We start from the raw sequence: 15,230 nt of genomic DNA on the forward strand, positions 1-15,230 counted from the left end.
GCAGACCGCTCAAGCCGATCGTGTCTGCAACTGCATCTGCGCCCGAATCGTGCTGCTTAACTTACTCCACCTGATCGTCCAGCGCTTGTGTGAAGCGCTCGGCGCCATTCTCATCGCGCGTCGCCTGATGGCTGCGCGTCGCTTCTTCCACTTGCCCGAAAGCCCAGTTCGTCGCATCCACATCCGGGAACGACGGCTGCACATTCGTCAGCGGCCCTCTGAACAGCAGGCTGTTGATCATCGTGACGGCCTCCAGTCGCGTAATCGCGCTGCCAGGCTTGAAGGAACCGTCCTCGTAGCCGGACACCAGTCCGCTGCGATACAGCGCTTCAATGGCTGCCGTCGACCAGCGTCCTTGCGCGTCGTAGAAATGCGGCTTAATCGGCGTCGACACGTCCAGCTTGAGGAAGCGCGTCATCACCACGGCCAGCTCCTCGCGCGTTACCGGCGTATCCGGCCGGAACGTACCGTCGTTGAAGCCGTCGAACAGGCCGCTGTCTGTGGCAATGCGAATGTAGCCGCTCGCCCAGTGCGTCTGTGGCACATCGCTGAATTGGGCCTTCAGCGTCGTTGCGCCGCCGGTTTGCAGCCGGGCGACGATAGCCGCCAGCTCGGCGCGCGTCAGATTGTTCATCGGATGGAACAAGGCATCGGGATATCCCAAAATATATCGCGTATGGCTCAGCTCGCCGAAGCGGTTGGAGAACAGCATCATCTTCGCAGAAGCTTGCGCCAATGCCGCGTCCAGCAGTCCCTGATCGTCAGCCGATTGGCCTGTAGCCGCCAATGTTGCCGGTACCTCCGCCTGATCAATCGCCGGATAGCGCAGCGTGACTTTGAACTCGCCGCCCTTCATCACGGCCAGATCGCCTGCCTGCCATGTAATCGTATTGCCTTCAACCTGACCGCCGTCGGCATCGACAACAACAGCGCCTGCCGGTATCGTCAGCTTCACCGTTGCGCCGGTTGCACCAGCCGTGCCGTTGTTCAGGTAAGCCACCTTCACGATGCCGGTAGTGCTCTCTGCCTGCTTGCTGCGTTCAATGCTGACGTTTACGGTGACATTCGGCTTCCCGTCAACAGGCGCTGCCGGAACAATCGGATCGATTGGACCGATCGGACCGCCGCCGCCCCCGCCGCTTTTTTTCATCACCACATCATGCCGTACAATTGCAAATTCCACCGGAATTACAGGGCTCGTATACGTATCGTAGCCCGGTGCGCTGACCTTCAGATAATAGTCCGTCGTCGGATACACCATGTAGGCGTATTTACCGCCGTCACGGCTCGTCTGCGGGTTCGCGTTGTCGTTCGGGGCAAAGCCCGGAATCAGCGGCAGCACAACCTCGGTGTTCGGCACAACCCCGTTGCCGATATTGCGGGCTGTATTCGCGTAATACAGCTTCACGAAAGCACCGTCAATCGCTGTATGCGTATTAAAATCGGTAATGTCGCCATAAGGGTCGATCAGCTCATCCAGAATATTCATTTCACCGTTGGCGGCTACTTTGATTTTGGGCAGCGAGCCGGCATTATCGAGCGAATTGACGATAATTTCTTTATCCGGCCCGTGATTGGCTGCATCCGGGATCGTGTACACAATCGCCAGCTCATACTCCTGATTCAGTCCCAGTCCCGGGATATTGAATACGCCGTCCGCACTGAGCGGGAAGGAGGTTTGACCGCCTACCGTTACAAAGTTTTTCGTAACCGGATCGCGCAGCTTGATGCGCACTTGCGCTGCAAATTGCTGGTCGTCGGGGCTGTTTTCGTCCATCAGCTTCTTGTCGCCGCCCGGCAATTGCGTGATCAGAACGCCTGTCGCCGTTTTCGTCGAGTCAAAGACCTCTCCGCCCGTTCCGGTTACCGCGCCGACATCCGCTGTCTGCTTGAAGGCGATTTCCTTCGTCTGATTGCCGACGGTCACCGTCTTGATGACCTCGACATCGTATTGCACGTCGCCGCGCGGCACGGCCAAGCTGTATGCGCCGTTCACATCGGTTACGGCTTCCGCTGCAAAATCGATAATCCCGTCATTGTCAAAATCCTTCGTTACCTTGACCTTCGTGCCCGGTAACACCGTGCGCACTCCGTTTGTCGTCGAAGCGACGATGCCCGATACGGAAGCCGGCTCGAAGGTGACGATGATTTGCTCTTGCGCGTAGATCGCTCTGGCGTTATCTTCAGCGGTTGCCGTTACCGGAATTTGCTGGGATAAAATCCCCTCGATTTTGGCCGACTTGTATTGAATGGTCGCTTTGCCGTTCGCGTCGGTCGTCGCCACCGCAGAACCCACAAAGGTGCCCAGCGGCGCTGTAAAGGTGATCGGCACGCCAGCCAGCGGATGACCGTCCATATCGGTCAGAATCGCCGTCAGCATCGAGGTCGTCACACCGTCCCCGACCAGCGAGCTCGGGTTCGCCGACAAGGTCAGAATATAACGCACCAGCTCAAAATCCTGATGGATGACCGTGTTGGCCGCATCTCCCGGCAGGGCGTCCAGCGCTCGGGAACGGCTGGCGTAGGTGTCTTTTTTCACCACAAGCAAGTATTGCTCGGTACGCACATGCGGGAAGCTGTAATGACCGCCCGCGTCCGTAATCACCGGACCTCCGACTACCTGCTTGCCAGTCGGGTCGTACAGCGTGACTTGTGCCCCGGCAACCGGCTGTTGGGTATCGCGGTCGGCGATCACGCCGTCCAGATCGATATATTTGACCACCGTGTAACGGTTGTTGAGCAGCTTGCCGGCCGGCTCCGCCGACAGTGGGCCGTTGGCGTCCGAAGCGACGAACGTCGCGGCATGACTGCCTTCGGCTACTTGGGCCGGCAGGCGGTAGACGACGTTTTCCCATTTTTTGTAGCCGTCTGTCAAATAGGTGCCCGGGTTCACCAGCGTCAAGCCGATTTCGTCATTGGTCGAATCCGCGTCGGGGCCGTCAAAGTCCATCACGGCTTTAACTTCCGTCGCGGAAATCGACGTTAACGCCGAAAGCTTCAGCGGTTTGTCGGGAGCAACGACCCATTCCGGCGTTGTGACGCTGACGTCCCGGCTGCCTGCCCAGCCTTCCAGCAGATTCACCGTCAAGGTAACGGCGACCGGCGGCGAATCGACGCTGCCGTCATTCACTTTAAACGTAAAGCTGTCGCTGCCGCCGAAATCCAGATCCGGCGTATACGTATAGGTACCGTTGGGGTTCAGAACCAATGTCCCGTGAGACGGCTGGGTAACGGCGGTGAAGGTTAACGAATCGCCGTCCGCGTCCTGGCCCGTCAAGGTCCCCTGTTTAGGCGTATTGGCCTCCAGCGACACCGCAGCCGGGTCCGCGGCCGGCGGATCGTTCACCGGCGTCACCGTCAGCGTCACCGTGCCTGCGGCGGAATCGAGACTGCCGTCATTAGCCTTGAACGTGAAGCTGTCCGGGCCGTTGTAGTTCGCATTCGGCGTGTACGTATAAGTGCCGTCGGCGTTCATCGTTACCGTGCCGTGCAATGGCTGCGTTACCACCGAATAAGTCAGCGCGCTGCCTTCCACGTCACTGCCGCTCACCGAAGCGTCCAGCGGGGTGTCCTCAGCCGTCGTTTGGCTGGAGTCGTTCACCGTCGGTGCGTCGTTATCCGCTGTGACAGTCAAGCTGACCGTGGACGTGTTGGAATCGACTGTGCCGTCATTCACCTTGAACGTAAAGCTGTCCGGGCCGTTGTAGTTGGCATCCGGCGTGTACGTGTAAGTACCGTCGGCGTTCAACGTCACTGTACCGTGCTGCGGCTGCGTCACCACGGTGTACGTCAGCGTATCGTTATCGACATCGCCGGCCGTTACCGATCCGTTCACCGGCGTGTCCTCGGCCGTCGTCTCCGAGCTGTCGCCCGTTGTCGGCGAATCATTCACCGGCGTCACCGTCAGCGTCACCGTGCCTGCGGCGGAATCGAGACTGCCGTCATTAGCCTTGAACGTGAAGCTGTCCGGACCGTTGTAGTTCGCATTCGGCGTGTACGTATAAGTGCCGTCGGCGTTCATCGTTACCGTGCCATGCAATGGCTGCGTTACCACCGCATAAGTCAGCGCGCTGCCTTCCACGTCACTGCCGCTGACGGAAGCGTCGAGCGGGGTGTCCTCAGCCGTTGTTTTGCTGGAATCGTTCACCGTCGGCGCGTCGTTGACGGCTGTGACGGTCAGGCTGACCGTGGACGTGTTGGAATCGACTGTGCCGTCATTCACCTTGAACGTAAAGCTGTCCGGACCGTTGTAGTTGGCATCCGGCGTGTACGTAAAGGAGGCTCCGGAGCCAAATACGACCGCGCCGTGCTGCGGTTGCATCACCACCGTATACGTCAACGTGTCTCCGTCGCTGTCGTTCGCAGTGGCCGTACCGTTCACCGGCGTATCTTCAGCCGTCGTTTCGCTGCTGTCTGCCGTCGTCGGCGCATGATTGACATGAGTAACGGTGATGCTCACCGTCGCTGGCGACGATGTGGCATTGCCGTCGCTTGCGGTAAACGTGAAGCTGTCGCTGCCGTAGTAGCCGGCTGCCGGCGTGTACGTATATGTACCGTCCGTGTTAAGCGTCAGCGTGCCGTGCGTCGGCAAGGTTCCAGCCATATATGTCAGCGTGTCTCCGTCCGCGTCCGTGCCGCTTACCGAGTCGCTAAGCGCCGTATTCTCAGGCGTAGACTTGCTGGAGCCGTTTGCCGTCGGCGGATCATTCACCGACAGCACAGTGATGTTGATCGTCGCCGCAGACGAAGTCAGCAAGCCGTCGCTTACCTTGAAGGTGAAGCTGTCGCTGCCGTGATAATCCGCATCAGGCGTGTAGGTGTACGCGCCTGTCGTCATATCGGTGATGACCGCTGTACCGTGCGCGGGCATCGTATCGATAGCATAGGTGATGTTGTCCCCGTTGCCGTCGCTGCCGGTCAAAGTGCCGTTCACCGGCGTGTCTTCATCCGTCGACTTGCTTCCTCCGGTCGCTGTTGGCGCCAGATTGGATTTCAGCGTCGTGTCTGTTGCGGTCGGGGCCGGATTGCCCTGACTGTTCACTACATCGGCTTTTACCGTAATGGTTCCATAGTTAAAGGCGGTGAGGTTCGCATCCACCGTATACGAGCCGTCTCCCGCCACCACAGCGGAATATGAGCCAGTATGCCCGGCTCCGTCCGAGACTTCCAGCAATACGGTTTGCCCCGTGCCCGCATTGGTCGTGCCGCCGATCGGCGTCGCTGCTATTTCCGAGCTGCTCTCCACTTTACCGTCTCCGCCGTCGTTAATGGCCACGGTCAGTGTCGGCGCATTGGCATTGCTAACCGTTTGCGGATTGGTAAAATGATCGGTGACGGCAATCGCGCCAAAATTAATGGAAAATTGCCGGCCTGACAAAACGCCCTTATTGCCGACTACCACATTCATCACGCTGATCGGCGCTGTGTAGTTAGCGATAAATGAAGCGGAATCTTCAAAGGTAATACCGTTCAGCGAGGAGCTGATGCCTTCAAATTGCGTGCGTCCGTTGGAGCCTGCGCCAATCGTCAAGCCCGTAGGATTATTCGTCGTATAGCTGGCGAAGCCCGACAGCTCTACAAACTCTTTTTTCGTCGAGCTGCTGCCGTCAATATCGATAACGGTGACAAAAAAGTTTTTCAGTGCTACCGGGTCCCCGGTGCTTTGATTAAAAAACTCCACCTTCAGCGTCGCCGAGCCCGTCCCGCTGGCGGTCGTGACCACCGGATTCAGACGGGAGGGAAACGTCGCTTCATCGTCCATTTTGTCCAGCGTCGCGCCGTTGCTTTCGGTAATGGTAATCTTGGCCGATACCGTGACCGAACCAACGGTAATCACGTTGGAGTAGCTGTATACTGCGTTCAGCGCTCCGGCCGTACCCGAAATCAGCGTGCCGCCCGACAAGCTCATCGCATTGCTGTTAATATCGATCACGTTGACCGATGCTGCTTGCGATATCCCCGGAGGCAGCGCCAAAGACGCCAGTACGGTCAGCAACAACAGGCTGGGCAGCGCCCTTTTCCTCCATAACGAGGACATATACCGAAAAAACATGGAAACCCCTTCTTTCTCGACTGGAAATAGGTGCAAACCGATTTGGAACTAATACCGCTGACTTCATCATGTGGACAAAAAAAAAATAAGTACACCTAAAGACACCTGCTTTAATAGTATTAAATACCTAATATTATTGCAACGTTTTTGTCAACTTCAAGACTAGAGAATTATTTGGAAATGGAGTTAGACCTATACAAAAAAAGCTCCCTTCAAGCTCAGGCTGATACCACCTGCACCTTGAAAGGAGCCCTTTTATACCTTATCGGCTTATTCGACTACCACATGATCAATAAACAATTGTGCGGTCCCGGAGCAACCGGTCGAGCCGCCAAACTCAACGCCCAGTCCCTTGATTTCGCTTAAATCTCCGATGTCCGACAAATCGATCGTCAACGTCGTTGCAGCGCCGTCTGTCAATACGTGGCTGCCGCCGTCATGCCAACCGTATCCGCCATCTTTGACGAACAGCTTAGCGGCAAATTCATTGCCGAGGCTGCTGCCCGGATCAGCTGCCGCACGCACGGTTAGCGTCAGCTGCTTTTTGCCCGTCAAATTCAATGGAGTGCCGGGGTAGACTTGAATCGCATACTTCGTTAACGCCCCGGGGTCGCTGCCGGGATCCACCAAATCGATGTTGGCCGCTAATCCCTGCGAGTTTCCGTAAACGGCAGTGGTGACGGACAAGCCCGCTCCGTAATTCAATTGCCCGCTCCAGCCTTCCGTCGAAGCATCGAAGCTGTAAAGCACCTCGGTTGCCGCGATATCGTCCAGAACCACTTGAACCGGCGAATGGTTACCGTCCACCTGATTGATATAAATTCCCATCGTTGTGATGTGGTTCAGATTGCTCTGGAGCAAAGCGGACTGACGGTCGGCCGATTCCCAAGGCGCCGGGGTGAAGTCGCTGAATTTCAGGCGCACGGTTCCTTCGGAAACGGTATTCAGCGATGGATAGGCTTCAAACGCAATGCCGTTGGCTTTCAGCTGAATCACGAGCTTTTGGCCGCTGCCGTCCGACTTCAGATAGAACGACAAGCCCTCAAAGGCGGTCCAGTCCAGATCGCCCAGATCTTTTTCCAAGCCGGTGTAGGTGTTGTCGGAGAACGCAGTTGCCAATTGCAGCGCCTTGCCGTTGTCACGCGGCACGAGAACAGCCGTGCTGGCGGCCCCTTTGCTTCCGTAGGCTTCATTAAGCTTGACGTCGCTCGCATACGTGTCGAAGCGGTCCACGACCTCGGGGTTCCGCATGGCTTCAACAGGCTCGCCCGTCGTGCTTACGGTCAGCGGCGCCGACTCGACAGACATATTGCCTGCCGCATCTGTCGCCCGCACTGTAAAGCTGTATTCGGTTCCCGGAGACAGGCCAACCACGGTTGAGGTTGTTCCGGTTACCCGGTCTGCCAGCACGCCGTTCTGATAGACGAGATATCCCGTTACGCCCGTGTTGTCGGAAGCTGCCGTCCAGGACAAATTGACGCTCAAATCGGTCTGGGAAGGACTGCTGAGCGAAGCCGGCGCTGAAGGCGACTGTTGATCCCCAGCCTGATCCTTTTGCCCGTAAACCTCAAACTCATATATCGAATAACCGTATTTCGTCGCACGCTTGATGCCGTGCATGCGGACATAACGAGCGCGGACGCCGGCAAAAACATCCTCTTCTTCTCCGCCTGTACCACTCAGTTGGGCGTACACCGGGATCCAGTTATGGTCGTCCTGGGAAACCTCGATTTGATAGGCCTTGCCGAAGGCCGACTCCCACAAAATATGAACGCGGTTCACCTTATACGTCGCGCCCAAATCGACCTTCAGCCATTCGTCGTCGTGATACGTGGAGGCCCATCGTGTCGACGGATCGCCGTCTACGGCCGCTGACGCGTCTCCCGCGTAACCGTCGTCGGAGCTGGAAACCGCCGATTTCGTCCATGCGAGGTTCTCGCTATCGCCGTTGCCGGCAGTCACGCCGGTATTGACGACCGCCACCACATTGGAAGGAGCGGAGACGCCCGATTCGTTGTTCGCTTTGATGCGATAATAGTAGACGACCCCGTTCTCGGCCGTGGCATCCGCGTACAGCGCACTGGAGCTGTTCAACGCCTTGCTGTCGGATACACCGGCAGCGATCAGCGTCCACGGGCCGTTCGGGCTTTCCGCCCGCTCAATGTCATACGATTGCGCTCCTGTAGCGCCCCGCCAGTTAATGCGTGAGGACGATTTGATCGGCAGCGCAACAGGCGCATCGGGCACCGAAACGGCAGGTACGCTTAACCCGCGGATGGCATAGGCGTTCTCGCGAATCATCCGAATCACGTCACGCTCGTAGTAGTCGTCGTTCTCGGCAAATCCCGGCCAATGATACGAACGGCTCGTCACCGGCTGGTTGCCATCACTATGGAAGTAGAAGCCGCCGTCTTTATTATGGAACCGCAAGCTCCAGATTAACGCCCCGGAGCTGCCGTCGCTTACGGCTTCCTCCACGGTATTGATCATGTCCGGCAAATCGGTCAAGCCGAATTCGCCCAGCACAAACGGTTTTTTACCCTTTGTTCCGGCGCGGTCGGCCTGTAAACGGCCCACAAATGGCGAAGGATCGCTATAGTTATAATAATGGCTCGTAATAATGTCGATGTTCGGGTTATTCAGCGATTCGACAAGTACGCCGCCCTTACCGTCCATCACCAGATGCTGCTGATCCAGGCTTTTAATGTACGCGGCAATGTCTGTGGTCCATGCATCGGTAGCTTGATAAATTTCGTTGCCTGTTTCCCAACACAGGACGGCTTTGTCGTCCTTGTATTTCACTCCGGTGTAGACATTCGTCCGATTGAGCAAATACGAAATGGTTGCTTTGAAATCGTCACGTATTTGAGGATCGGTCCAGAATTTATCCGCTGTCTTGCCGCGGAATTTGGCATATTCGGCAATGCCGCCCTGCCAATCCCATTGATCGACGAACGGAATAATCACCCGGATGCCATATTGATTGGCCAGCGCCATGACCCGGTCCAGCGCCCTGAACATCTCTTCGTCAAATACGCCCAGCGCAATAACGTGCGAGCGCTTGACGCCGCCTGAATTGTTTTTTCCTCCCGTTACGGAAAGCGTATAGATGCGAGTGGCATTGCCGCCCATTTGGGCCATCGACCGGATCGCGTCTTCCTGCTCCCAGGCATCCGGGAAATGCCAGACCGGATCTTCAATCATATGCAAACCCGGAACGTTGAATCCGATAAACCGGAACTCCTGGTCGCCGTCATACAATTTGTCTCCGGAAGCCGTGATGAAATGAGACAGCACCGACGGTGCCGCTGTAAAATCGGAGGCGCTTTTGACTCGCAGCAGCATCACATCGTCCACATACAGCGGTCCGGTATAGACCCATGAACCGAAAGCCAGACCGAGCGCAAGCTCCTTGCCCGCCGCCTTGGTCGTCTGCTTGATGTCGACTTCGACCTGATACCGATAATAAGTCTTATTATTGAGGGTAACCGTCGGAAGGCTGCTCAGCTTCCGGTCCGTTGTCCCCGCTCCAAACCGCGGATTCAAATCCGGCGCAAACATCACGCTGGGTCTTACCAGAATTGAATTCAGATCAGCGTTCTGCTGCTGAACCTGCGATTGGGGCACATACAGAGTAAACCTGGCCTTGTACTGGTCCCCCAATTGAATGGCCTGCTCGATCGCCGGCCCTTTGATCATAACCTCCTGCCAAGCTTGCGAGGAATCCGTAAAAGAGGCGTCTACGCGCAAAGCGCCGTTGCCGATCTCACTGTCGTAATAAGCAGCACCCGAAACCGTGTCGGCCGGATACGCCCCAGCTACTGTAAAGCCCGAATCATCCCGGTCAAAAATCGCTCTGGCGATAACGGTCCCGGCATTGTCCTTCCCAGCTCCTCCACCTGCTTCGTTCCCTGCAGCGCCAGCTTGCGGTCCCGGCCCCGCTTCGCCAGGAGCCCCCACGGTCAGGTTACCGTTCTCATCGATTTGCACGGTCTGATTGTTGCCTACGGCCTGGCCGTTGATCTTGACGTTCTCCGCACCTACCGTTACCTGCTTGATCGTCCCCTTGGCGTCAATCGCCACCCCCTGCGCGCCGGAGCCGATCGTCAGACGATTGACCACGGCTCCCGAGGGAACTACGATTTCTCCCGGCCGGTTCACCTCCAGGTCGTCGATCTCGGTTTGCCCGGACAACTCCAGCCTGACCGGACTGTTCAGCACCACGTTATGCATAGAGGTCAAGCCTTCCGCTACTAAACGGAGCTTGCCCATCTTATTGATAATCACCTGCTGGACGTTCGTATCGGCAAACGTAACGGAATGCTCGCCGCCGCCCGATACATAGACCGGCCCGTCGACATGCACATGATCAAGCTTGGCATCGCCTTCGCCTACTCCCGCAGTGATGTACAAGCTGCCGCTAACCTCAGCATTCTTCAACGTTACGCCGGCATGATTCATCACTACGTTGCCGTCGACACGGCCTTCGGTCTGTTCACCGGCCTGATTGTATAAGCGCGCCACCATTCTGTCCAGCAACGTGACGACCTCGGCTCGGGTGATCGGGGCAGCCGGCCGGATCGAATGATCCTCGTACCCCTGCATATATCCCTGATCAATCAGCGTGTGAACAGCTTCATAGGCAAAATCCTGAATGCTGCCGTCATCCGCAAAAACCGCATTCCCGTTCCCGCCGGTGGAGGCGAATTGAAACACTCGCGCCAGCAGCGTCATCGCTTCTTCGCGGGTAATCCGGGCGTCGGCTTTGGCCAGATTGCCCGGGTACCCCTGAAAGTACCCCGCCTGCTTCGCTTTGCCCATATCCTCTGCATACCAGCTATCCGCGGCCACATCTGCGAACGGCTCGGAGGCTGCCTCTTGAAATCCGAAAATCCGATTCACAAGCGCGACGAATTCCGCTCGGGTGATCGGCTGGTCGGGGCGAAAGGCGCCGTCCTCGTAACCGTTCATCACTCCGAGCTGCCGCCACTTGTCGGCGCTTTGCGCGGCCCAATGAGTCGCCATATCTGCCGCAGGCTGCATCGGACCTCCCGAAGAAGCGGCTGCCCACACAGGGCCGCCAACCGGAACGGCCATTGCCAACGACAGGCAAAGGGCTAATTTTTTCTGCAAACTGCTCACTTTCATATCCCCACTCCTTTGTTGAAAGCGCTTAATTCAGACAAGTTCGATTATACGCCGTGTTATATATATAATCAATATTCATTTTATATATTGTTTATATCATTTATAATATTTAGATGCTTGGATCGGTTGCATAAAAAAAGACCAGGGCAGCCCGCCTCCCGGCTCAGTGCCCCAGTCCTTACTTATCGCGATCCGGACGCTTTCGCGCATCCTCGCATTTCTCGCTTTGTCCGGCCCGCTTCCGTCAGGCCATCGGCTGCTTGGCTACCGTTAGAATGCATCTCGGCCGCCGCCACCGCCACCCCCGCCGCCGCCGGAGGAGAATGAGTCGCCGGAGCCGTCGGAAGACGCTTCGGACCGATACATATCGACAAACGTCTGTTTGAACGAAGAGTCCCAGATCTCATAATGCATATAAAAAGACGTCGAGTCCAAATAAGCGGTCTCCTCGTAGGTCCCCGAGCTCTGCAGTCGAATCAGCGCTGCAGCCCTCTTCGCTTCGCCCAACGGAATCGCATACACGAAATACGCCCCCCCAGCATCGACAGCAGACAAGCTCTGCTCCTCCATTCGCTTGTGATCGCGCAAAAATCGCTTGAATGCCCGCCATTTCGCATACGCGGTTTGACCTTCGCGCGTCCTGCGCTGGCTTCGCGGAATGAACAGCAGCAAGGGAATCGCGCAAATCATCAGCCACTTCCAATCGGACGGCGCGAAAAACAACAGCCCGACAATCTGCACAACCGCTGCAAGGAGAATCCCCCGACGCGGCCACTTCACCTGCTCGATGTAGCCGGCCCGGAACGCGGTCTTCTTGACCTCTTCCTGCCACTCGCTCCAGCGCTTCTGAAACGCCCCCGACTGCTTCTTTGCATAGTTGCGAATATTAGCGAGCGTGACATGATCGTTTTGGCCTATCTCGGTGAACAGCCATTCCAGCAGATTGGCTTCATGCGGCTGCAGCTCCTCCTGATCCTGCTTCAACCGCCAGAACTGGTAATTCGGTTGCTTACGCTTGTCACCTTGCGACGGAAGAGGCTTCATATCGATATACCGCTTGCGCACCAAGTCGGCCAATGTGGCGACAAGCACGTCGGTCTTCACCCGATAGTTCATCAGATAACCGACAACTGCCGGTGTCGGATCGTCCGGGAGCTTGGAATAATAGCGACCGCTCCACTCAGAGCGGAACGTCCTGCCGAATTTGATATAGGCTCCGGCAAGTACATTCAGCAGCAGCAGAATAGCCGCGCCATACACGGTTTCAATGCCATCTCCGCCCTGATCCCCCGCCGCGCCCGCTTCCTCTTCCCGAATCGCGTCCAGCATGAAGTCGGCGCTGACGCGGGCGCTGTCAGGTACGGCCGAGCCGGGAAACAGGACGCGAACCTCCAGCATTTCACCGGACGGCAGCGGCTGAAGCCGATAATGAACCAGATTGTGGTCTTTCTCCAGCTTGCCCGCTTCAGGACCGTGTCCGAACGCCTCAATCTCCTCCGTCTTGACGGCTGCGGGAAGCTCCAGATCGATATTCACCTGCTCGATGGCGCTGGGGTTCGTCTCGTCGAAAAATTTCCAGTACAATTCAGCGGTATCCGCATATACCTGAACGACGTTTTTGACCGTATACGTAAACCGGAATACCTTGGATTCATCTTGGGATGATTCATAGATCTTGTACGTCAGCCTGTTGTCTGCTTCCGTCCGCTCGGCGCGAAGCGGAACAGGCTCGGCTTCTGTAACCTTGAACGCCTGAAAATGTTCAATGCCGTCGGAACCGGAGCTATCCAACGCCACAACAATTCCGTTAAACGCTCCATCGAAATCATACGTATCCTGCTCCTCTACCTGCAAATTGCCGGCGCCGTCAACGGTGGCGTGAATCGCCGACTCGCTGATACGGAAAGCACGCTCCCCGGCATAAGCCGGCTGAACGGATATGAGCAATAAGAAGGCAAACAGGCATCCAACGATTCTCGCCGCTACGGTCATAGGCTGTATTCCTCCCGATTCCCCAAATTAACACTGTCCACTTTGATATACCATATTTAACCGGCTAATAGAAGGGTTTGCGTCGAAAATTCGAGCAAATAACGCGATTACCGACGATTTTCGACCGATTCCTTGCGATAGCGCTGCAAAAAAGTACGCAACAGCTCGTCCAGAAGCGGCTTGATGCGAGCCTCGTCAAGCTCCTGCTGGAACAACGCCGGCCAAGTCAGCGCCCCTTCAATCATCGCGTAGAATACGCTTGCGGCGAGCGGCGGATTGTCCACATGGAGCTGCTTGTCTTCATGCGCGGCAATCAGCCATTGAATAAAGGGCGCATGCGGCGAAGCATATTGCTCCCGGGTTCTGCGGGCATAGTCGATATCCCGGATGAAAACCGAAGTCAGCACCCGCGACAAGCCTAACCGGGACGGGCTGTTGATCAAAAAAAGCTCGGCACGCGCAAATGCGGTCAGCTGCTCCTCCAGCGGTTGGCCAGGCGCGTAGGGAATCTGCTTCAGACTTAGCTGTTCGGCTAGAAACTTGGCAATGACTGCCTGGAACAGATGGTCTTTATTTTGAAAATGATTATATACCGTCCGCTTGGAAACGCCCGCCGTCTCGGCAATCCGGTCCATGCTCGCGTGATCGTAGCCCATTTCGGTAAACACCTGAACGGCGCCGTTCAGGATGGACTCGCGCTTTTTGCGGGTATCTCTTTTTTTGACTGCGGGCACTTGGTCCATAGCTGACGACCATCCTCTCCTGATAGCTCAGTTAAAATTACACCCAATAGTGCAATTAACAGTTGACTGCTGCTTATTTACACTTTAGAGTATAATTAACGCCCGCCTCGAATTCAACCTGCGGTTTTATGGCTGCTGGCCCTTGGAAAAGGCGCGCACGTACAAAGGAGCTGATCGGATGAAGGCTGTGGTATGTCCCAAATACGGCCCCCCGGAGGTGCTTCAGCTGGCGGACGTCGCCAAGCCCTCCCCCGGAAAGGACGAGGTTTGCATCAAAATCCGCGCTACGGCGGTGACCGCAAGCGACATCTATATTCGCGGCTCGCAATTGCCGCTGCGTTTCCTGCTGCCGATGCGGCTGTTCCTCGGGCTGACCAAGCCGAGAAAACCGATCCTCGGCATGGTTGTGGCCGGCGAAATTGAATCGGTGGGCCCCAATATCCGGCGTTTTCAGCCAGGAGACCGGGTCTACGGGGTAACCGGCTTCGGGCTTGGCGCTTACGCCCAATATACCTGCATGAAGGAAAAAGACTCCATGTACGGCTGCTTGTCCCCCATGCCGGCCACAATCAGCTTCGAGGAAGCGACAGCTGCGGCATATGGCGGGCTGCTGGCTCTGCAGCGCATCGAGGAAGGCGGCATCCGGCGCGGGCAGCACGTGCTCGTCTACGGCGCGTCAGGCACCTCCGGCACGATGGCCGTTCAGCTGGCCAAATATTACGGAGCTTCCGTCACCGGCGTTTGCAGTACACGGAACGTGGAATTTGTCCGGTCGCTGGGCGCGGACAACGTGATCGACTACACGCAGGACGATGCCGCTCTACCTGTCGGCGTGCGCTACGATTGCATGCTGGATACGGCAGGGAGAGCCAAGAGCTCGCCGCTTAAGGCGTTGTGCAAGCAGGCGCTGCGCCCGCACGGGGCCTGCATATCCATCGACGACGGCAAGCTGGAGTTGAAATGGCAGCGCCTGGCCAAGCTCAAGGAGATCATCGAGACCGGCTCTGTTCAGCCGGTGATCGACCGCACCTTCCCGCTGGAGCAGTTGGCAGCCGCCCATGCTTATGTCGAACGGGGACGCAAGCGCGGCGGCGTCGCTATATCGGTGGAGCATGACGACACGGAGTGAATGGCCATACGATCCGATGAAAAAAGCGACTGTGAAATCGGTCTGAACCGGGTTCACAGTCGCTTTGTGCTTAACGGCGCAGGTGTAAACACCAAGTTAAGCGATTCCGGCGACAAAAAAAGAAAGCGGCTGGATTGCCGCTTCCTCGTTTATCCTGATTGAATTC

5 protein-coding genes are annotated in these 15,230 nt (G+C 56.8%); 1 reads left to right on the forward strand and 4 read right to left on the reverse strand.

Annotation, left to right across the window (positions count from 1 at the left end; genetic code table 11):
• Positions 1-61: 61 nt before the first annotated feature.
• The 4 genes from B5M42_RS14410 to B5M42_RS14425 all read right to left on the reverse strand — a co-directional run bounded on the left by B5M42_RS14410 (position 62) and on the right by B5M42_RS14425 (position 13,935).
• Entirely contained in the window at positions 62-6,052 is a 5,991-nt protein-coding gene (locus B5M42_RS14410; RefSeq protein WP_134749742.1) for an Ig-like domain-containing protein, read from the reverse strand.
• A 270-nt stretch (positions 6,053-6,322) separates the two neighbouring features.
• Positions 6,323-11,200: an S-layer homology domain-containing protein gene (locus B5M42_RS14415; protein ID WP_134749744.1), complete on the reverse strand. Its 4,878-nt coding sequence runs from the start codon at positions 11,198-11,200 to the stop codon at positions 6,323-6,325.
• A 270-nt stretch (positions 11,201-11,470) separates the two neighbouring features.
• Positions 11,471-13,192 (reverse strand): DUF2207 domain-containing protein, encoded by a 1,722-nt coding sequence (locus B5M42_RS14420; protein ID WP_134749746.1) that lies wholly within the window; start codon positions 13,190-13,192, stop codon positions 11,471-11,473.
• A 107-nt stretch (positions 13,193-13,299) separates the two neighbouring features.
• Positions 13,300-13,935, reverse strand: coding sequence for a TetR/AcrR family transcriptional regulator (locus B5M42_RS14425; RefSeq protein WP_134749748.1), 636 nt, complete (start codon positions 13,933-13,935; stop codon positions 13,300-13,302).
• 178 nt (positions 13,936-14,113) lie between these two features.
• On the opposite strand from B5M42_RS14425, the gene B5M42_RS14430 reads away from it, so the two are divergent.
• A complete protein-coding gene (locus B5M42_RS14430) occupies positions 14,114-15,064 on the forward strand; it encodes an NAD(P)-dependent alcohol dehydrogenase (protein WP_134749750.1) in 951 nt (316 codons plus the stop codon).
• The last annotated feature ends 166 nt before the right edge of the window (positions 15,065-15,230 follow it).

The organism is Paenibacillus athensensis, from assembly GCF_004514475.2.
GTDB classification, from domain to species: domain Bacteria; phylum Bacillota; class Bacilli; order Paenibacillales; family NBRC-103111; genus Paenibacillus_AL; species Paenibacillus_AL athensensis.